This is a genomic window from Paenibacillus sp. GP183 (assembly GCF_900104695.1).
Lineage (GTDB): Bacteria > Bacillota > Bacilli > Paenibacillales > NBRC-103111 > Paenibacillus_AI.
The window spans coordinates 1518658-1538321 of sequence record NZ_FNSW01000001.1; the positions used below are offsets into that span (position 1 = coordinate 1518658).

Sequence of the window (19664 nt, forward strand, 5' to 3'; positions counted from 1 at the left end):
ATACTGTCTACACAAAGTTGGAGGTGTTACCATATTGTCGTCTAACCTATTACCAAATAAGTCAACAGTGACAATCGACGGAATAAGGGTCGTAATTTACTTGCGTGTTTCATCAGATGAACAAGTAAAAAGCGGTCTAGGTTTGGAAGGTCAGCTACATGAATGCAAACTGTTCATCGCCAAGAAGTTTCCGAACGCTGAAATCATTATTGTCTATAGTGAAGATGGTGTTTCTGCCGCAAAAGTTCCGATGGAATTTAGACCTGAACTTGTCAGGATGCTGGGTGACGCTATTAAAGCGAAGTTTGACGTGATCGTAACGTTCAAGCAAGACCGACTTGCCCGTAAGGTTGAAGAATCCGAATCCATTTATAATAGAACTGAATTAGTTGGGGTTGAAGTGTGGGAAGCTTCGTCAGAGACTAGGCTTAACAAGGCAACACCCCAAGAAAAATTTAAGCGTCAAATCCTAGCGTCCGTTGCTGAAATGGAGGTCGAGAACACCCGCGACCGTATCAAGGCTACCAAGGCAGGGCAACGGGCTAAGGGCAACTTTGCTGGTGGCGACCTACCATACGGCTTTCTTTGGGACTCAGATAACAGCAAGATCATTGAGGTTGAGGAAGAAATACGTGTTTGGTTGCAGATCATACATAAGTTCCTGAACGAGAACAAAGGAACAATCGTTATTGCTCGGGAGCTTAATGAGTCAGGAATCAGCTACAGCAGCGGCAAGAAACGTGATGGTCGAAGTGACAAGTGGTCGAAGGATAACGTGCTGTTACTTCTAAAAAATCCGACAATCTGCGGCAAACTTCCTAATGGTGTCGTGGAACGCTACAAAGATGCTGATGGCAGACCGAGAGTAAGACGTAAGCCAGTCCGTGAATGGACGCTACAGGAAACACCGCTGTTACGTGAAATTGTTCCGCTAGATGTTTGGCACACGATTATTGACAGGTTGGAATCCAAACGGGTTGCCAAAGTTCCACCGAAACAAATGGCAACGTCTTGGCTATTAAGCGGCATGGTGAAATGTGCTCACTGTGGTTCTGTTATGCTTGCAAGGGACTCGGGCAAGAAGACAGTCGCTGGCAAAGTTCACCGTTACTATCGGTGTCCTAACTCCGACTGCTCGTCAATACTTAGGTCATTGCGTAAAGACGACTTGGAAAACCTTGTGTTAAGTGAGCTACAGGAAATGTTCACCACTGTTGATTCTAGGGAAGTCGCTGAAATAGCACTACGCCACCTACAGGCTTTCCACGATACAGTTGATAGCGATATTGATACGCTGGATGCAGAAATCGAGTCGCTACATAGCAAGATGCAGACATTTTTAACCGACTACACAAATGGAGATTTGTCTGCCAAGGCATATAACATGGCGGTCGAAAGTATAGAAAAAATACTAGAAGAAAAAGTCGACCAACGTGATGCTAAAGTCGCGGCTCACGATGCGAAAGTGAAACAAACGATGAACCTTGAAGTGACTATGGAAACTTTACAGTTACTTACCCAAGGAGTATTAATGGATGATGCCATCAGCGTGCACCGAAAACGTGCCGCTGTCCTGCAATTGATCGACCATGTTGTAGTTGAAAATGGTGAGGTTAGAATCGTTACTCGGGGAGAAGCTGGAAGCGAGATTCCTACCCACTTGGAAAGGGCAATGGATAGACAAATGGAAGACATCATGAAGGAAGTTATGGCTGGAAAACTAGAGGTTTCGGCTACGTCTGTGATGTGGGGTAATTCGGCGTTACGCTCACATGCGTCACCGCTCCGATCATTTTGCCATTTTGGATAATCGGGCTTCCGCTCATTCCTTGCACGATGCCGCCTGTTTTCTCCAGCAGCCTGGGATCAGTGATTTTTATGACCATACCTTTCGTTGCGGGAAAATCCTGACGAGAAACATGTGCGATCTGGATATCGAATTTTTCCACCTTTTGCCCATCGATAACCGTGTAAATTTGAGCAGGTCCTTCTTTAACTTCCTCGGAAAAAGCGACAGGTACCGCTTCATGCTCCAAGCTGTGGTCAGGGGCTGTATACATTTTACCAAAGATGCCAAACGATGTGTTTTTCTCAATGTTGCCGATGATCTTGCTGTCCTTGAAAAATTGGGCGCGTTTCTCTCCAGGTTCGCCGTTATGGCTTTTGGCAATCGAGGTAACATTGGAATAGACGATTTCCCCGTCACCGACAATAATAGGGGATTGGGTGTCCATATCGGTGATGACATGACCCAAGGCTCCATAGACGCCCTGATTAGGGGCATAAAACGTCAGAGTACCAACTCCGGCAGCGGAGTCCCGAATATAAAGTCCAAGCCGATATGACTTGTCGACGACATCGTACATGGGCTGCAGTTTAATGTGAAGCTCTTCATTATTGCGCAGAATCGTGAGGTCGAGCGGGGTTTGGCTTTTACCCGCCTTCGTCACCAGATCGGTCACTTTATTGACATCTCTTAATTCCTTGCCGTTAATTTTCGTAATCAAATCGCCGACTTGAACCTTGGATTCTTCTCCAGGTGAAATTCTCTGCTCATCGGCAATGGTGATGAGATGATGGCCAACCACCATAATTCCGGCGGACTTGATCTTCACACCGATGGTTTGACCCCCTGGTATGACTTTGAGATCGGGCACCACATTAACTTTGATCGTTTTAAACGGGATGGCTCCGAACAGTTTCAATTGCATTTCCGTTTGGCCCGAATGGACCGATTCTAGTGAAATAGGTTCTTTTAAACTAATGTGAGATGAGTGCTTGGCTGAGCCATTGACCTTAACGATATCGGGGTTTCTTACAGTCACTTGGGCGCTTACGGGCATGGATAATTGCAGCAATCTTTCTTGGCCGCTAAACAATCGCAGCTCTTCAGGGAATGATGCAAAGCTTTGGAAAGGTGCGGACAAACTCCCCATACAAACGAAGAAGACAAGCAGTAATCCGAATAACCTTCTTTTTCTTTTGCAGGACCTCATTATTTCACGCTCCCTCTACTACTGAGCCCTGACGACGACTTGATCGTCAATTGCGTACACTTAAGGTCCCCCTGCACCCCCGCTTTTATTACTGTAAATCATCCCTGTCTTCGCATTCATATCCTTGTCTTTTTCTCGTCTGCCAATGAAATCATCTCACGCGCATGGCGCAATGTCGTTTCCGTAATTTCTACGCCTCCCAGCATTCGGGCAAGCTCTTCAATTCTTTCATTCTCTTGCAAATCCTGTACTCTTGTAAAAGTCCGCTCATGATCCACTTCTTTATGAATAGCAAAATGCACATCAGCCATACAAGCCACCTGGGGCAAATGCGTGATCGAAAAAACCTGGCAGTCCCGTGAAAGCAGCGACATCTTTTCGGCAATCGATTGAGCCGCACGTCCACTCACACCGGTATCCACTTCATCAAAAACAAGCACCGGAATCTGATCCACGCGGGCAAAAATGGTCTTCATCGCCAGCATGATGCGAGAAAGCTCTCCGCCGGAGGCAATTTTGCTCATTCCCCGCAGTGGTTCTCCAGGATTGGGGGCCATAAGAAATTCAACCTGATCGATCCCGTCTCTACTAAAACGGACCTTCTTGCTTTCAAGCTCAATGCCCTTCTCATCATGGATACGTTCCAACTGGACACGGAATTGGGTTCGCTCCATCTGAAGTTCACGAAGCTCAGCTTCGATGTTGGCAGCCAGCTTCTCGGCGATCCGATTCCGCATTCGGGAAAGCTCCTCAGCGGAATGGATGAGTTTAACTTCCTCATCCTTTAACGCTGTTTCAAGCTTGCGGATGATCTCGTCCTTGTTCTCGATCATATCGACTTCCCGCTTGATTTTATCCAAATAAACGAGCATATCCGGGATACTTTCGCCATATTTGCGCCGTAAGGTAGTGATCGCATCCAGCCGAAGCTCAATTTGATCCAATCTTGCAGGATTGAATTCCACTTCATCCCGATAATCACGCAGTTGATAAGCAGCGTCCTCGAGCTGATAATAAGCCGACTGCGCTTGTTCCAGTAAAGGTTGCAATCGGGGAGGATCCAGACTTACGATATCCTGAAGCCGCTGAATAGCCTTCCCTGACGCTTCTAAAGCTCGATTCGAACCGTACAGCAGATCATAGGATTCCGAAGCGTTCTGCGACAGCTTCTCTGCATGAGAAAGCTTGCGCTTTTCATCAGACAAAGCCTCATCTTCGCCTTCTTTAAGCTTGGCAGCGGATATTTCTTCAATCTGAAACCGATATAAATCCAGCATCTGCAGCGCCTGCTTGCTTGTTTCCTGGAGCTCACGCAATTCCTTTTGCAGCTTTATATAGGCATCATAAGAAGCTTGGTAAGTTTTTTTGGAGATGCTGATCTCCAACTCGCCGAACATGTCCAGCCAATGCATGTGTTCTTCGACCTTGAGCAAGGACTGATGCTCATGCTGGCCATGGATATTCACCAAATAATCACCGGTATCCCTGAGCATACTAAGATTGACAAGCTGACCATTTATACGGCTTGAGCTTTTCCCGGCAGCCGTAATTTCCCTGCGAATAATAAGATGCTCGTCCGCATCTGCTTCTATACCCAAGCTTCGCAAGGTTTCCCAAACCGGGTGAACCTCAGGAAGGTCGAACATGGCTTCGATCTCAGCCTTATCACAGCCATAACGAACCAGCTCCGAAGAGCCGCGGCCGCCTATGATCAAACTAAGGGCATCGATAATAATCGATTTTCCCGCACCCGTCTCGCCAGTCAATACGTGAAAGCCTGATTTAAATTCAATGTTGAGCTGTTCAATAACAGCCAAATTGCGAATCGAGAGCTCTTTTAGCATGAGTTCCTCCTAATCGTTTGGTCAGGATAGCAAGGACATGATCTGATCCACAAAAGAGCCGCTCTGCTCCTTGGATCGGCAAATAATCAGAATGGTGTCATCGCCGCTGATCGTTCCCATGACTTCATTCCATTCGAGGCTGTCGAGCAGCGCACTGATCGTATTCGCCGTACCCGGCAAGCATTTGAGCAAAACCAAATTGTCGGTGTAATCAATATGGACAAAATGGTCGCTTAAAGCCCTTTTTAGACGCTGCATCGGATTAAACCGCTGATCCGCCGGCATTGAGTACTTATATCTGCCGTCGTCAAGTGCGATTTTCATCAGGTGAAGCTCTTTGATATCGCGGGACACCGTAGCCTGGGTGACATTATACCCTGCCCTTCGCAGGGAATCGACCAGCTCATCCTGAGTTTCAATTTCATGGTTTGTGATGATTTCCCTGATCTTCACGTGACGTTGACCCTTCATTTTACACCTCTATGTGAAATGTTATTTTCTTGATTTTCAGTTGGTCCATATCCACATAAAGCACTCCGGAAGCTTCCGGATACAGCAGGGAGTAAGTGAGGAGCATGTCCCTTATACTGCTGCCTGTTTCCTCCATCGGCTTTCGTGCTCTAGCCACCTTAACTATATACAGCTGACCATTCTTTTGGGCAAAATAATCGATATACAGCCGGCTTTGAAAATCCTCGGAGTCATTTAAGGTCATGGTGATGGGGATTTTGGTTTTGCCTGCCAAAACATCGAAGCCCGCTCCTTCCAGGAGCTCAACCGTGTCGTTGAAGACGACAGCCTCGTCTCGAGGAATACGGAAGCGTTTCTTCGGCGGATTAACCAGCCAATGGCGGAAACGCAGTGTAATAAAGCCCATAAAGACGATCAGGATCAGCAAAATGACCATGATATCGCCTTTCTCCATTTCCAATCACCTCGAAACAAGTATTCGCGAGTTTGGCTGGAAAATCCTTTTTTGGAAGCAAAAATAGAAACAGAGAAAATGGGTTTATTTGAGGTGCAGCCGCTTTGCTTCATTTACTGTGCTTTCAATTAGAGCACTGGTATCATTCATAATCTCATCAGCATCAGAGGCATTGCAAGTCCAATAAGCAAGAAACTCAATATTCCCTTCTCCTCCGGTAATCGGCGAGTAGGTAAGCCCCTTCAAATAAAATCCTAATGCCGCGGCAAAAGAAAGCACCTCCGTCAGCACCTCTTTATGAACCTGCGGGTCACGGACAACACCCGTCTTGCCAACCTTTTCACGGCCTGCCTCGAATTGGGGCTTAATCAACGCCACAACATTTCCGCGATCAGCGAATATTTCCTTAAGCGGGGGCAGGATCATGCGCAGAGAGATAAAGGAGACGTCGATCGTAGCAAAATCCGGTGACGGTCCCTCCAAATCCTCACGTTTCGTATAACGGAAATTCGTCCGCTCCATCACATTCACCCGGTCATCCTTGCGCAGTGACCAGTCAAGTTGATTATAACCGACATCCAAGGCATACACATAAGAGGCACCATGCTGCAATGCGCAGTCGGTAAAGCCCCCGGTCGAAGAGCCGATATCCAGCATAACTGCACCCTGCAAAGCAATGTCAAACAGCTTTAAAGCTTTTTCCAGCTTTAATCCGCCTCTGCTGACATAGGGATGTACGGCGCCTTTCACTTTGATGGCGGCTGCTCGGCTGATCCGGGTGCCGGCCTTATCGACAGGCTCTTCATTCGCAAAAACAAGGCCTGCCATAATGGCGGCCTTGGCTTTTTCTCTGCTTTCAAAATACCCTTGCTCGACTAGCAATATATCGAGACGTTCCTTATCCGATGACATGCGTCTTCTCCTAACTATTAAGCCCGCTGCCGTTTTAACGGCATGAGCGCCTTCACCTCGGCCGCAAGATTCTGCGCGGTGAGTCCAACCTCTTGACGCTGCTCATTCACTGAGCCATGCTCAACGAAGTAATCGGGTATGCCCAGATTCTTAATGGAAAGCCCGACAATTTTATTTCGCGCATAAAATTCCAGGACCGCGCTGCCCATCCCGCCTTCAATCGAGCTTTCTTCCATGGTGATGATCGGAATTTGCTCTTTGGCCAGCTGCAGCAGGTACGCTTCATCAAGGGGCTTGATAAACCGTGCATTCACTACCCGCAGAGAGATGCCTTCTTTACGAAGCGATTCAGCCGTTTCTTCAGCGATCTGGACCATCGGTCCGATAGCCAGCACTGCTGCATAATCGCCATCCGTTATAGTCTCCCATGTACCGATCGGGATAGATGATGCTGTTTCATCCAGTTCAACGCCTGTGCCATTAATCCGTGGATATCTATATGCAATAGGACCCTCATTATAGTCGTTTGCCGTTTTCATCATATTGCGCAGCTCGTTTTCATCCTTTGGCATCATCAGCACCATATTGGGAAGCGTACGCAGGAAAGCAATATCATACACACCTTGATGCGTCTCACCGTCTGGTCCGACAAATCCGGCGCGATCGATAGCAAAGGTTACGTTCAGATTAGGCCGGCAAATATCGTGAACCACTTGATCATAGGCCCGCTGTAAGAATGTCGAATAGACGGCGAAAACCGGCTTTAAGCCTTCAGAAGCTAGTCCTGCACACATCGTTGCAGCATGCTGCTCGGCGATGCCCACATCAATCATCCGGTTTGGAAAATGCTTGGCAAATTTCAGCAAGCCCGAACCGCCCGGCATCGCAGGAGTGACAGCCACAATCCGCGGGTCCTTCTCTGCAAGCTCTATCAGCGAATTTCCGAAAACTTCGGTATACATCGGATGTCCTACGGATTTGATCATTTGTCCGGATTCAATTTTGTAGGGTCCTGCGCCATGCCAGGTTAAAGAATCCTTCTCCGCCGGCGTGTAGCCTTTGCCCTTGGTTGTAACCACATGGACCAGCACCGGTCCGGCCACTTTCTCGGCTTGTCTGAGAGTATCCATCAGGATCGGCAAATTATGCCCATCCACCGGCCCGATATAGTTAAAGCCGAACTCTTCAAACCAAACGCCGGAAAGCACGAGATATTTCAAGCTGTCTTTTAATTTTTCCGCTGTCTTGGCGAGCGTCCCGCCGATGGCCGGAATTTTTTTCAGCAAATGCTCGACTTCTTCCTTCGCCTTCAGATAATGGCGATCAGAACGGATCTTGCTCAAATAATTATGAATAGCCCCTACATTGGGCGCAATGGACATCTCGTTATCGTTTAAGATCACCATCATATTCGTCTTGGCATGACCGATATGGTTCATGGCTTCAAGAGCCATTCCACCTGTCATGGCGCCATCGCCGATGATGGCAATCACTTTATTATGTTCGCCCAGCAGATCTCGGGCTGTCGCCATTCCCATGGCCGCAGATAAAGAGGTGCTGCTATGGCCGGCCTCCCAAACGTCATGAGGACTCTCGGAGCGCTTGACGAATCCGCATAATCCTTTGTATTTGCGCAGGGTATCGAATTTATCCATACGCCCTGTCAGCATTTTATGGACATAAGCCTGGTGGCCTACATCGAAAATGAATTTGTCGTAAGGACTGTGAAACAGAGTGTGCAAGGCGAGCGTCAGCTCCACCACTCCAAGATTCGGGGCGAGGTGTCCACCCGTGACCGACAGCTTTTCAATTAAAAACAGGCGAATTTCTTCGGCCAGCTTTTCCAGCTCCGTCATGGATAAACGTTTTAAATCTTCTGGCTGTTTGATTTGTTCGAGCAGCACGGTTATTTCCTCGCTTTCCGTTATCGAAGTCCATTTATTATAGCATAAGATTTGGGCATCGCGTAACTCTGCCGTTATCTGCCTAATGATCTCTATGTGTCAAGTAATCGGCGAGCTGAAAAAGCCGTTCCGGCTTTATCAGGTTCGCGCGATGCAGCGCCTGCTTTCCTTCTTCGGTCAGCTCTTTGACCTTTAGCCTCGAAGCAGAAAGCCCTATAAAAAACGGAAAGGTGACTTTTTGCTGCTTGACGTCGCTTTTTACCGGCTTGCCCAGCTTCCGTTCATCCCCTGTTAGGTCGAGGATATCATCCTGTATTTGAAAAGCAAGCCCAATGCACTTGCCAAAGATCTCTAATGCCCTCAGCTGCTCCTCATTGGCGCCAGCGATCCGACCTCCTGCACGAAGTGAAAATACGATTAAATCACTTGTTTTATGCATATGAATGTATTCCAGTTGTTCCAAACTCGTAATCCCTTGCTCACCCAGCATGTCTGCAGCTTGTCCGCCTACCATACCGCGGGCTCCAGCGTACACAGAAAGCTCCTCCACGATGCCAAGCACTTGTTCAGCCGGGACATGGTGAACGCGAGACGTCTGGGCAATTGCATAAAAAGCATGAGTTAACAGAGCATCGCCGGCCAAAATCGCCATAGCTTCCCCATAAACCTTATGATTGGTCAATTTGCCTCTGCGGTAATCATCATTATCCATAGCGGGCAAATCGTCGTGGATCAGTGAATACGTATGAATCATTTCGATCGCACAGGCTGCTGGCATAGCCGCTTCTCTGGAACCGCCCAAAGCTTCGGCTGCCTCTAGAACAAGAATAGGCCGCAGCCGCTTTCCGCCAGCCATCAGCGAATATTGGAACGCTTCACGCAGCTTGGCGGGAATGTCCCAATGCAAGGGCAGCGACTTGGCAAGCGCAACTTCTATATGCGCCGCTTCCGCAGCTAAATAAGCCTGGATCGTCAGTTCTTTACTCAACATTATTCCCCTTATCTTCAAGCGAGGGCTGGAAGGGCTTGCGCGAAATACCAGCTTCGCCTTCGACCAGCATCTCGATTTTCTTCTCCACCTGCTCGAGCTTTTGGCCGCATAAATGCGACAGCCGCATGCCCTCCTGGTAAAGCTCAATCGCTTTTTCCAGCGGGACGTCACCGCTTTCCAGCTGGGCTACAATGATCTCCAGCTGCTCAATCGCTTTCTCAAAGTTCACATCCGTTTCCTTCTCATTCGGCATTCTTCTTCTCCTCCATCCCCCATACATGACAATCCAGCTTCCCATCGTGCAGCCGGATTTTGACGATATCGCCGATCTGGACCTGATTGATCGAGCGGATTAAGGTTTGCTCCTTCTCCTCATACGCGAGGCTGTAGCCGCGCTGCATGACTTTGAGCGGGCTGAGCGCATCCAGGTGGCGCAGCGTGGCCAGCCACTCCTGCTTCTTGCCGCGAAGCAGGCTCTGCATGGTCGTGACCATCTGCCGCTTGGACGTATCGAGGCGCAGCTTTGCGAACACGACCTGCTCTTTGGGATTGAAAGCGGACAGCTTGCGGTCCAGCTTGCCGTACCTGTCGGCCGCGCGGGCCAGCCGCTGCCGCATTTTGTAACCGAGCTGCTCCGCCAGCCGGTCGAGCTTTTGGGCAGGCTGCATCAGCAGCTGCCTGCGGGGGTCGACCAGGTACGGCGAGCGCCTCAGGCGCCCGAGCCGTTCCTGCTTGCGCTGCAGTTGGAGCTGCAGACCGGCGTCCAGCCGCTGCCGGTGGCGCGCCAGCTGCTGCTTCAGCTCGAGCTGGTGCGGCACCGCCAGCTCGGCCGCAGCGGTGGGCGTCGGCGCCCGCAGATCGGCGACGAAGTCGGCGATCGTGAAGTCCGTCTCGTGGCCAACGGCCGAGATGACGGGAATCGCGGAGGCGAAGATGCTCCGCGCGACGGCTTCCTCGTTGAACGCCCACAGCTCCTCGAGCGAGCCGCCTCCGCGGCCGACGATGAGCACGTCCGCTTCAGCGAGCCGGTTCATGGCTTCGATCGCTTTGACGATCGAAGGGGCGGCTTGCGCTCCCTGCACCAGCACGGGGTAGAGCAGGATGGGGATCGACGGGTACCGCCGCTGCAGCGTGATGATCACATCACGGATCGCAGCTCCAGTGGGCGAGGTGATCACTCCGATCGCCCGGGGAAAGCGGGGAATGGCTTTTTTTCTTTCCGCTGCAAAAAGCCCCTCCGTCTCCAGCTTCTTCTTCAACTGCTCATAGGCCAGATATAAACTGCCTATGCCGTCGGGCTGCATCGCAGTTACATAGAACTGGTAAGCTCCATCTCTCTCATATACGGAAATATTGCCGCGAGCGATCACCCTCGTGCCTTCACGCGGAATAAAGCCCAGCCTTTGGTTTTGGGAAGCGAACATGATGCTTTTGACTCGGCTTTCCGAGTCCTTCAAGGTGAAATACATATGTCCGCTTGAATGATGGGTGAAATTGGAAATTTCTCCACGCACCCAAACGTCCTGCAGCTGGTTGTCCCCTTCAAGCTTCATTTTGATATAGCGATTCAAATCCTTGATCGACAGGATATTCGTTTCTTTTTTGGACATGGGCGAATTACACGCTCACATTCGTTTTCATATGGCGCTTCGCTGACTCTACGGTATTTCGCAGCAGGGTGGTGATGGTCATGGGACCCACAGTACCAGGAACCGGAGTGATGGCTCCGGCTACTTCCTTGACGGATTCAAAATCCACGTCACCCGTGAGCTTTCCTTCGGGCGGACGATTCATGCCAACATCTATGACTACGGCTCCCGGTTTCACATGCGCAGCTGTAATTAGATTCGCTTTTCCAACCGCCACAACAAGAATATCTGCTTGACGCGTGATTTCCTCCATGTTAGGCGTACGGGAATGGCAAATCGTCACGGTAGCGTGCTCTCGCAGCAGCAGCATAGCCATCGGCTTGCCTACAATGTTGCTTCTCCCTACGACAACTGCATGCTTGCCGGAAATGGATACATTGATTTTCTTGAGAATTTCAATAATGCCTCCTGGAGTACAAGGCAGCATACTCGGTTTGCCGATCATCAAATTACCCACATTCACTGGGTGAAAGCAATCCACATCCTTGGCTGGATCCAGCTCATCCACAACTTCATCTTCGTTGATGTGCTTGGGCAGCGGGGACTGCACAAGGATTCCATGAATGCGGTTATCCTGATTTAATTGGTGGATCTTGGCGATAAGCTCCTTCTGGGTTGTTTTCTCAGGAAGGCGGTGTACCACGGAATATATACCCGTTTGCTCACATGCTTTGGCCTTGCTGTTGACATAGATCTGGGAAGCAGGATCTTCACCAACAATGACAACTGCGAGACCGGGTTGCCTGCCTTGCGCTGTCAATTGATAGGCCTCTGCTTTAATCTCCTCGCGAAGAGAGCTTACAATTTCTTTTCCATTGATGATCTGAGCGGTCATTCAGACTCCTCCTCTTCCAGTTACGCCTTATTTTTTGCCTTTTAAACCGTCAAGCTCCTTGATCATTTTACCCAATACGCCATTAACGAACTTGCCCGATTCTTCCGTTCCAAAATGCTTTGACAGCTCGATCGCTTCATTCACAACAACCTTCGGCGGCACGTCGTCCCTGTATACCATCTCATAAACGGCAAGTCGCAGCACTTCACGATCTATCCTGGAAAGCCTGTCCATTTGCCAGCCCTTCAAATATTCCTCGAGCAGGATATCAATCTCTTTTTTATGAGTAAAGGTACCTTCGACCAGCTCGACAATGTAGTCCGGCGACAATTTTTCATCGGCTACTTCCAGCTCCGACTCGTTATCGTTCTCCGCCTCCTCAATGACGCTTGTGACCGCATCCATGGGTGACACATGGTTCATTTCAATTTGGTAGAGGCTTTGTAAGGCAATTTCCCTTGCTACCCTTCGTTTCATTTCATGAATTCCAACTTTCGTTTTCTTATAGTATATGTCATTAGGTATTTATTCCAAACAACTTATCTTTTCTTATCAAACAAAAAAATCCATGGAAGAACCAGGGATTTCAGCGGATCCATCACCATTTTTGCGTCAGATAACGCCAAATGTCCTCAAGGCTGGGGAATCGTTCTTTACGGTCCAGCATGCCGCCGATATAGCATCCCACTGTGACAATAAAAGCAAAAATCAACATGTCCCAAAAGCCGAAAAACAAATAGATAAATCCCAAAAACAAGCCTGCTCCCGCTCCGATGACCTTCCCTTTATGCTGCTTCCACACTTCATTCCACATAGACTCGCTCACCTCTATTCGACACGGCTTTTAAAGGTTGGAGAAGACTGTACGATGTTGGCTACAAATACCGTTACCGAAGCAACCGGAATGCCTGTAATGTCCTCAATATAACGTTTTACGCCGTTTTGCATCTCTTCGGTCAACTCAGGTATCGAGTGGTCTCCATCCACAATCGTACGTAGGGTGATTTCCAAGCCTGTTGAGTTGATCTTTACTCTGGCTCGAAGATCTTTAACTCCGCGTGTGCGCCCGGCAGCCTTTAATGCAAGATTCTCAACCGTTTCTATGGAAATTCGAATATCGCCAAATTCGCTTCGTTGATCAATAGAAGGGGCTTGAGTACGCCCCCGGCGAATGGATATGTACAAAAAACGCAAGCTGATCAGCAAAATAATCAAGGTCAGCGCTATAGTTGTATAAGCGGGGCCTTTGTCTGTGTAAATGTTGTCGACCGCTTGCTTTGCAATTGACATCGGAATCCAATTCCAGGCAGCAGACAACACGATCCACGACACTATGAAAACAACAAGGCTGTACAGGAAAAGCAGCAGCTTATCGACTATTCTAACCACGAAAGCTTGTCCCCTTTCTATATTGGCTGAAACCCCCTGCTAACCTGTAGGGGGTTTCAATTTGTTTGAAAGCTATTTATTTGACCCTCAGCACTATTGTTTCATCTTCCACTGGTTTCTCGTTGTTGAAATGAACATCGTGGACGTGTACATTCACTTCCACCACATTCAGCCCCGTCATCGATTCAATCGCATTTTTCACATTTTGCTGAATGCTGTTCGCCACTTCCGGGATGCGGTTCCCATATTGAATAATAATGGAAACATCAATAGCTGCTTCCCTTTGGCCGACTTCCACTTTAACACCTTTGGAGAGATTCTTGCGTCCCAACAGCTCGGCAATACCTCCGGCAAATCCACCGCTCATTCCGGCTACACCCTGTACTTCTAAAGTTGCAAGTCCGGCAATGACTTCGATCACTTCGGGTGCAATCTGGATGCTTCCCATGTCCGTTTTGACATAATCGGGAGCGATTGTGTTCATTGGTTTCCTCCTAAGAGTTTTGCCTTGGCAAAACTAACATCGTAAGCATCATCTTTTGAGCTTTGCTTTAGCAAAGCTAACTTCGTAAGCATCTTCTTTTGAGTTTTGCCTTGGCAAAACTGACTTCGTAAGCTTCAACTTTTACTTCAACTATACCATCACGCCCAATAGTTGACAAATACTTGTCTATGATTCGGGATCGTTAATATCATGCTCCTCCAGAAACTTGATATCATGGTCACCGGAAATAAATTTCTTGTGCTCAAGCAGCTTCAAATGGAACGGAATGGTCGTATAAACGCCTTCTACGGCAAACTCGCTTAATGCTCTTTTCATTCTATTTATGGCTTCTTCTCTGGTATGGCCCCAAACGATCAGCTTGGCAATCATAGAATCATAGTGCGGCGGAATCGTATAACCCTGATAGGCGGCGCTGTCAATTCTTACACCAAAGCCTCCCGGAGGCAAGTAAAAAGTAATCTGCCCGGCGGATGGCATGAAATTCTTATCCGGATCCTCCGCATTTACGCGGCATTCAATGGCCCAACCGTTAATTTGAATATCTTCCTGGGTAAATGAAAGCGGATCTCCCTCGGCGACACGTATCATCTCTTTAATGAGATCAACTCCGGTGATCATCTCCGTTACCGGGTGCTCAACCTGGATTCTTGTATTCATTTCCATAAAATAAAATTGGCCGTCCTGGCCAAGTAAGAACTCCAATGTGCCTGCGCCGGAATAATTCACGGCTTGAGCCGCGCGTACGGCAGCTTCTCCCATGGCCTTGCGTGTGTCCGGGCTTAAAATCGGACAAGGAGCTTCTTCTATTAGCTTTTGTCTGCGGCGCTGAACCGAGCAATCGCGTTCTCCCAAATGAACCACATTGCCATGCTTATCGGCAATAATTTGAATTTCCACATGCTTCATGCCTGTCAAATATTTCTCCAGATAAACACCTGAATTGCCAAATGCATTTTGCGCTTCCTGCTGTGCGTTAGTAATTTGCTGAACCAGCATTTCCTCATTGTCTGCGATACGGATGCCCTTGCCCCCGCCGCCGGCAGTTGCTTTGATAATAACCGGATAGCCGATATCCCTGCCGATGATGATTGCATCTTCAACCGTCTCGACCAGACCGTCAGAGCCTGGAATAATCGGAACGTTGGCATTTTTCATCGTTTGCTTGGCCACGGATTTATCACCCATACGGCTGATGGCATCCGGGGACGGCCCGATAAATGTAATGTTGCAGCTTTCACAAATCTCTGCGAAATCTGCATTTTCAGCCAAAAATCCATAACCGGGATGAATCGCATCGGATTCCGTTAATGTGGCTACGCTCATTAGATTGGTAAAATTCAAATAACTGTCTTTGGAAGCCGTCGGACCAATGCAATAAGCTTCATCTGCCAATCGTACATGCAGCGCATTGCGATCCGCTTCCGAATAAACGGCAACCGTATATATACCGAGCTCTTTGCAGGCGCGGATAATGCGAACCGCGATTTCTCCGCGGTTGGCGATAAGAACCTTCTGGAATTTCATGATTTTCCTCCCAAGGAAAAACGGCTACGCCGTCCAAATGACGAACGCGTTTATCAAGGTTGATGCGAATGCATTCTTACTCTGGCTTTACCAAGAATAAAGGCTGTCCATATTCGACAAGCTGGCCGTTTTCAACCAATATTTCAACGATTTCGCCGTTTACTTCGGCTTCGATTTCATTCATCAGCTTCATAGCTTCAATAATGCATACAGCTGTTTTAACGCCAACTTTGGCGCCAACGCTGACAAAAGGGGCAGAACCTGGAGAAGAAGATTGATAAAAAGTGCCGACCATCGGCGAGACAATGGTATGTAGGGTACTGTTCATTTCCTTTGCAGCATTGCTGCTGTTCATTGGGGCTTGCGGCTGATTAACAGCTGTTGGATATGCCTGTGAGTAAGCATGCTGCGGCGCTGTATTCACAAACAGGGACTCCGTTTTATTAGGCTTGCGAATCAGCAGGCGGGAACCTTCATTTTCGATCTCAAGCTCTTGTAAAGAAGACTGATCGACCAGCTTGATCAACTCTTTGATTTCACTCATTTTAAACATTCAAGTCACTCCTCAAAAGTTGGTGAACCTGGTGGCGGATAGCACATGTGCAACGTTAGTATTATAACCATAATCGCTGGAAATGGAAAGAGTCCAGTTTGACCGGACTCTTTCCTCCTTAAATGAAGTTTTTTGCTATACCGGCGGGTCAAGGCTGAATATATTGAATTTTGATATTCTCAGGTGCTGCCCCCAGTTCCTTAATGACCATATCAACAATAGAGACGCCTTGGCTCTTCTCCAGCTTTTGGCTTTGTACAGTGACCTTCCAGCCTTTGCCCTCTTGGGAAATCACCGCCTGCGGATAGTCCTTCAGCAGCATCTCCTCCAAATTATCGATTTTTTCCTGTTGACCTGAAATGAGCTGCAAATCGTTCTGAGCTTTGACCACAGCATCGGCCTTTTGTTTAGGATCGGTAATGGTCGTCATCAGCTGCTCGGTTTTCTTCTGCAGCTCTTCGTGATTTTTCATCTGCTGTGTGGTAAAGTAATCGCTCGCTGAGGCCGCTTGCGCTTGAGTTTCTGCTACTTTTTGCAGCACTTTGGCATCCGTATTGGCATTGGCAGTCGCTTGATCTGCGCCTTTCGCTGCAGAAGACGTTTTACTTGCATCCGTGCCTGCTGCAGATTTTGAAGCATCAGGGCTTGTTGTAGATTTTGCGGTATTTGGGCTTGTTGTAGATTTAGCGGTATTTGGGCTTGTTGTAGATTTAGCAGCATCTGAATTCGTTGCGGAAGTGCCGGCAGCCGGATTGTCGATTTGACTCATGTCAATTTTGACATCCTGCGGTTTCCCGGTTGTGTCTACAGTTGCAACATTCAGCTTGTTCACATCTTCGGTAAATAAATAATATGCGGATAATACCACCATCAAGCTGAGCATGGAAACTAGCCAAATCGTTTGTCTTTTTGCGTTCATATCAATCTTCCTCCTTAGAGTTTTGTTTTAGCAAAACTGGCATCGTAAGCATAATCCTTAAGGTTTCGTCTGTTATCCAGTCTTTCTTGGCAAAATGGAAATACGGTGCGAGGGAATATCCAGTCCGCGTTCAACAGCTTCCGAGATCATTTTCTTCACAGTTACATTTTCTGCGCCCTTGGCTACAACTATGACTCCCCTGATTTTCGGTTTGATTACTTTTAGCACGAGGGGCTGTTGATTGCCTGAAACCTGATAGAGCACCACCTCGCCGCTTCGGGACACCTCGGAAATATTGCGGGTGGCCCCTTTATCATCTCTCTCGGTAGTCACTTGCGAGCTGTCTTTGTAATTTTTGTCCACAGTCTTCTCCTCCGTAGACTCAATATTGACCCACACCTCAACATCCCCTACACCCACTATTTTTTGTAAAATTTCCTTCAGTTGGGATTGAAAAGCTGCCTCATAGTCATGAAAAGGAGACTTTTCACTTGCCGAACCTCCAAGAAAGGTTTCTTTGCTGGCCGGATTCGGAGATGCGCGAGCAGCGTTTAGGGGATCCACGTGTTTCACTGTTAAAAATGAATTCATAATCATTAGCGCAGCCCCGAACAGTCCAATCAGAATCAACCACATCACGCTGTTCGTACGCTTGGTTCCCCCTGGTCCCCCGCCGAGTCTTTGCTCCAGCCATTGGAACCATTTCCCCATTTTGCTCACCTCCCCTTTCAATCCATTCTGCTTGGTTTGATCTTAAGAAGTTACCCAATGTGAACCGCTATCCGAGCTTTTGGCACCAGCCAATCACGGGATAGGCTGTCAATCAGCTTGCTCTTTTCATGATCCCAGGATGAAGCTGTATCCGATGATGGACTCATTCCCGGAGAGGTTGAAGCAGCTTTATCAGCAAAAATGTTAATCCGAACGGGCTGCATGGTTTGAACAGGTGCTATTGCTGCAAGGGTACGATCAGCCTGTCTCTTAACTTCACTGGCTTTCGCCTTTATTTCATGAAGGGAAACCTGTATATCCGTTATGGACGGCTTCCCGTTATTGTCGATCTTGGTCAATACTTGAACCTGATCCACTTGCAGCTCCGTTTGCTTCTGCAGGTCCGCTGTGATCGCATCCGCAATTTGCTTTTGGAGAAGCTCCTGTGATTGCTGCACATTTATGGCCTTCAGCTTATTTGCCTCCTGTGTGATAGCTTCCAATGAAGCTAAACCTCCATGCTGCCCGCTTGATTCCTTGCGGTCCATAATGCTTTGCTTTTGCATGGCAGCCGTCAGCATATCATCGATACTCCCTTTATGCTGGAACAATTGTAAAATAGGAGTAAGCAACGTGAGCAAAATGAACAAGCTCATCACCGTCTTGACGTACCTTTGCATCTTATTATTTGGAAGCAAGAGATCAACAAAGCTCGCTAACAAAATGGCCATAATGATCGTTTTCAACCATCCGCCAAGCCAATCCATAGTCGCTGCCTCCTCGCGTCATGATGAGAGTAACTCCAACCGGCAGCTAGCGTACCATCACCGAAACATTGCTCACTGTGATCATGATCGTGATAGCCAGAAAGAACATTAGTCCAACCGCAGCCAAAGCTGCAAACACATAAATCATGTTCTTGCCAATCGTTTGCAAGCAAGCGATGATCGGATTGTCTCCCAAAGGCTGGATGATGGCAGCCGATAGATTATAGATGAAAGCCAACGTCAAAATTTTGATGGCTGGAAAGGCGCACAGCAGCATAATGATGGCGACACCGGTTAAGCCTATCGCGTTTTTAACAAGCAGCGATGCACCAATGACCGTTTCCGAAGCATCGGAAAAAAGACGGCCTACCACGGGAACAAAATTGCCTGTGATGTACTTGGCGGTGCGGAGCGTTACTCCGTCGGTGATGGCGCCTGCTCCTCCCTGAATGGAAATCACGGCGAGAAATACCGTTACGAAAACACCAAGCAGGCCTATACTGATTGTGCGCAGCAAGTTAGCCAGCTGAGTCACTTTGTATTTGTCGCTAATGGAGCTGACAATGTGCAGAACCGTCGAGAAAAATAAAAGCGGGAATACGAATATATAAATAGCTGTCCCCACGGAGTTAACCATGAACACGATAAGCGGATGAAGGATGGCAACCGAAGTCAGATTCCCCATGGATGCAAGCAAGGTCAAGAGCAGCGGAACCACAGCCAGCATAAAATCGATCATGGAGGTAATTGCGCCTTTTGCATATCCGATTGCAACACTGAAGCTGTTGATGGCAAGAATGATCATAACCAGATAGGCGATGGAATAGCCCAACTTGCTCACCGTATTCTTTTCAAATGAGCTTTGTAAGGTTTCGAGAATCATACTGAACACCGTCAGAAGCACGATGGAGGCCAGCAGCTTGCCATTCACCAGCAGCTCATGGAAAAAATAATTGAGAATGCCTTTAAACATACTGGAAATGCTGAAGCCTTTCGTACCGAGCAGCAGCTCCATAAAGCTGGGCGTCTTGTTTTCCGGAAAATAACCGCCATACTCGTTCATCAATTTATCCCAATACTGGGAAACCTGATCGGTCTTTAAATGCTCGGCTTGCGCTTTAATGATTGCTTCTGCCGGAGTTTCCGCTTGCAGGGTGCCGCTTAAACCTAACCAAAGTCCAAAAATTAGCAGCAAGGTCGGCAAAGGTTTCCACGAAAACAGGTGCGAATAGGGCTTGAT

21 protein-coding genes are annotated in these 19664 nt (G+C 48.2%); 1 reads left to right on the plus strand and 20 read right to left on the minus strand.

Translation table 11 applies throughout. The features are described from left to right. Positions 1–34 precede the first annotated feature (34 nt). Complete coding sequence (locus BLV33_RS07615; protein WP_171909051.1) at positions 35–1810, plus strand: recombinase family protein; 1776 nt, start codon at positions 35–37, stop codon at positions 1808–1810. Here BLV33_RS07615 and spoIVB read toward each other — a convergent pair. From spoIVB to spoIIIAE, 20 genes are all read right to left on the minus strand, one after another. After that, complete coding sequence (spoIVB, locus tag BLV33_RS07620) at positions 1734–2996, minus strand: SpoIVB peptidase (RefSeq protein WP_090789769.1); 1263 nt, start codon at positions 2994–2996, stop codon at positions 1734–1736. The genes BLV33_RS07615 and spoIVB overlap by 77 nt on opposite strands. Before the next feature lie 116 nt (positions 2997–3112). After that, positions 3113–4840 carry a DNA repair protein RecN gene (gene recN / locus BLV33_RS07625; protein WP_090789770.1) on the minus strand — a complete coding sequence of 576 codons (1728 nt, stop codon included), beginning with the start codon at positions 4838–4840 and terminating at the stop codon, positions 3113–3115. A 21-nt stretch (positions 4841–4861) separates the two neighbouring features. After that, positions 4862–5311, minus strand: coding sequence for a transcriptional regulator AhrC/ArgR (argR, locus tag BLV33_RS07630; protein ID WP_090789772.1), 450 nt, complete (start codon positions 5309–5311; stop codon positions 4862–4864). 1 nt (position 5312) lies between these two features. Further along, a complete protein-coding gene (locus BLV33_RS07635) occupies positions 5313–5765 on the minus strand; it encodes a hypothetical protein (RefSeq protein WP_090789774.1) in 453 nt (150 codons plus the stop codon). Between the two features lie 84 nt (positions 5766–5849). Continuing rightward, positions 5850–6677 (minus strand): TlyA family RNA methyltransferase, encoded by an 828-nt coding sequence (locus BLV33_RS07640; RefSeq protein ID WP_090789776.1) that lies wholly within the window; start codon positions 6675–6677, stop codon positions 5850–5852. 17 nt (positions 6678–6694) lie between these two features. Beyond that, complete coding sequence (dxs, locus tag BLV33_RS07645) at positions 6695–8581, minus strand: 1-deoxy-D-xylulose-5-phosphate synthase (protein ID WP_090789778.1); 1887 nt, start codon at positions 8579–8581, stop codon at positions 6695–6697. Positions 8582–8663: 82 nt separating this feature from the next. Beyond that, on the minus strand, positions 8664–9569 hold the full coding sequence (locus BLV33_RS07650) for a polyprenyl synthetase family protein (RefSeq protein ID WP_090789780.1): 906 nt from the start codon (positions 9567–9569) through the stop codon (positions 8664–8666). Then, positions 9562–9825, minus strand: a complete 264-nt coding sequence (xseB, locus tag BLV33_RS07655; protein WP_090789782.1) for an exodeoxyribonuclease VII small subunit — start codon at positions 9823–9825, stop codon at positions 9562–9564. The genes BLV33_RS07650 and xseB overlap by 8 nt, the downstream gene beginning before the upstream one ends. Beyond that, a complete protein-coding gene (gene xseA / locus BLV33_RS07660) occupies positions 9815–11182 on the minus strand; it encodes an exodeoxyribonuclease VII large subunit (protein ID WP_090789784.1) in 1368 nt (455 codons plus the stop codon). Before xseA ends, xseB begins: the two co-directional genes overlap by 11 nt. A 7-nt stretch (positions 11183–11189) precedes the next feature. Then, on the minus strand, positions 11190–12056 hold the full coding sequence (gene folD / locus BLV33_RS07665) for a bifunctional methylenetetrahydrofolate dehydrogenase/methenyltetrahydrofolate cyclohydrolase FolD (RefSeq protein WP_090789785.1): 867 nt from the start codon (positions 12054–12056) through the stop codon (positions 11190–11192). 27 nt (positions 12057–12083) lie between these two features. After that, positions 12084–12533 (minus strand): transcription antitermination factor NusB, encoded by a 450-nt coding sequence (nusB, locus tag BLV33_RS07670; RefSeq protein WP_090789787.1) that lies wholly within the window; start codon positions 12531–12533, stop codon positions 12084–12086. Between the two features lie 121 nt (positions 12534–12654). Then, positions 12655–12870: a DUF2273 domain-containing protein gene (locus tag BLV33_RS07675; RefSeq protein WP_090789788.1), complete on the minus strand. Its 216-nt coding sequence runs from the start codon at positions 12868–12870 to the stop codon at positions 12655–12657. Between the two features lie 14 nt (positions 12871–12884). Beyond that, on the minus strand, positions 12885–13445 hold the full coding sequence (gene amaP / locus BLV33_RS07680) for an alkaline shock response membrane anchor protein AmaP (RefSeq protein WP_090789790.1): 561 nt from the start codon (positions 13443–13445) through the stop codon (positions 12885–12887). Between the two features lie 76 nt (positions 13446–13521). After that, entirely contained in the window at positions 13522–13929 is a 408-nt protein-coding gene (locus tag BLV33_RS07685; RefSeq protein ID WP_090789791.1) for an Asp23/Gls24 family envelope stress response protein, read from the minus strand. 186 nt (positions 13930–14115) lie between these two features. After that, positions 14116–15474: an acetyl-CoA carboxylase biotin carboxylase subunit gene (accC, locus tag BLV33_RS07690; protein ID WP_090789794.1), complete on the minus strand. Its 1359-nt coding sequence runs from the start codon at positions 15472–15474 to the stop codon at positions 14116–14118. Between the two features lie 76 nt (positions 15475–15550). Beyond that, positions 15551–16027, minus strand: a complete 477-nt coding sequence (gene accB / locus BLV33_RS07695; RefSeq protein ID WP_090789796.1) for an acetyl-CoA carboxylase biotin carboxyl carrier protein — start codon at positions 16025–16027, stop codon at positions 15551–15553. 148 nt (positions 16028–16175) lie between these two features. After that, the gene (locus BLV33_RS07700; protein ID WP_090789798.1) at positions 16176–16946 is read right to left on the minus strand and encodes a SpoIIIAH-like family protein; all 771 of its coding nucleotides are present in this window, start codon (positions 16944–16946) and stop codon (positions 16176–16178) included. A gap of 72 nt (positions 16947–17018) precedes the next feature. Next, positions 17019–17657 (minus strand): stage III sporulation protein AG, encoded by a 639-nt coding sequence (gene spoIIIAG / locus BLV33_RS07705; RefSeq protein ID WP_090789800.1) that lies wholly within the window; start codon positions 17655–17657, stop codon positions 17019–17021. Between the two features lie 50 nt (positions 17658–17707). Next, complete coding sequence (gene spoIIIAF / locus BLV33_RS07710; protein WP_090789802.1) at positions 17708–18424, minus strand: stage III sporulation protein AF; 717 nt, start codon at positions 18422–18424, stop codon at positions 17708–17710. Positions 18425–18470: 46 nt separating this feature from the next. Next, on the minus strand, positions 18471–19619 hold the full coding sequence (gene spoIIIAE / locus BLV33_RS07715) for a stage III sporulation protein AE (RefSeq protein ID WP_253187219.1): 1149 nt from the start codon (positions 19617–19619) through the stop codon (positions 18471–18473). Between the last annotated feature and the right edge of the window lie 45 nt (positions 19620–19664).

What these genes read in the sequence shown, in the direction of transcription:
- spoIVB (WP_090789769.1), bottom strand. Translation starts at nt 2,996, where the DNA reads ATGAGGTCCTGCAAAAGAAAAAGAAGGTTATTCGGATTACTGCTTGTC.
- recN (WP_090789770.1), bottom strand. Translation starts at nt 4,840, where the DNA reads ATGCTAAAAGAGCTCTCGATTCGCAATTTGGCTGTTATTGAACAGCTC.
- argR (WP_090789772.1), bottom strand. Translation starts at nt 5,311, where the DNA reads ATGAAGGGTCAACGTCACGTGAAGATCAGGGAAATCATCACAAACCAT.
- BLV33_RS07635 (WP_090789774.1), bottom strand. Translation starts at nt 5,765, where the DNA reads ATGGAGAAAGGCGATATCATGGTCATTTTGCTGATCCTGATCGTCTTT.
- BLV33_RS07640 (WP_090789776.1), bottom strand. Translation starts at nt 6,677, where the DNA reads ATGTCATCGGATAAGGAACGTCTCGATATATTGCTAGTCGAGCAAGGG.
- xseB (WP_090789782.1), bottom strand. Translation starts at nt 9,825, where the DNA reads ATGCCGAATGAGAAGGAAACGGATGTGAACTTTGAGAAAGCGATTGAG.
- xseA (WP_090789784.1), bottom strand. Translation starts at nt 11,182, where the DNA reads ATGTCCAAAAAAGAAACGAATATCCTGTCGATCAAGGATTTGAATCGC.
- folD (WP_090789785.1), bottom strand. Translation starts at nt 12,056, where the DNA reads ATGACCGCTCAGATCATCAATGGAAAAGAAATTGTAAGCTCTCTTCGC.
- nusB (WP_090789787.1), bottom strand. Translation starts at nt 12,533, where the DNA reads ATGAAACGAAGGGTAGCAAGGGAAATTGCCTTACAAAGCCTCTACCAA.
- BLV33_RS07675 (WP_090789788.1), bottom strand. Translation starts at nt 12,870, where the DNA reads ATGTGGAATGAAGTGTGGAAGCAGCATAAAGGGAAGGTCATCGGAGCG.
- BLV33_RS07685 (WP_090789791.1), bottom strand. Translation starts at nt 13,929, where the DNA reads ATGAACACAATCGCTCCCGATTATGTCAAAACGGACATGGGAAGCATC.
- accC (WP_090789794.1), bottom strand. Translation starts at nt 15,474, where the DNA reads ATGAAATTCCAGAAGGTTCTTATCGCCAACCGCGGAGAAATCGCGGTT.
- accB (WP_090789796.1), bottom strand. Translation starts at nt 16,027, where the DNA reads ATGTTTAAAATGAGTGAAATCAAAGAGTTGATCAAGCTGGTCGATCAG.
- BLV33_RS07700 (WP_090789798.1), bottom strand. Translation starts at nt 16,946, where the DNA reads ATGAACGCAAAAAGACAAACGATTTGGCTAGTTTCCATGCTCAGCTTG.
- spoIIIAG (WP_090789800.1), bottom strand. Translation starts at nt 17,657, where the DNA reads ATGGGGAAATGGTTCCAATGGCTGGAGCAAAGACTCGGCGGGGGACCA.
- spoIIIAF (WP_090789802.1), bottom strand. Translation starts at nt 18,424, where the DNA reads ATGGATTGGCTTGGCGGATGGTTGAAAACGATCATTATGGCCATTTTG.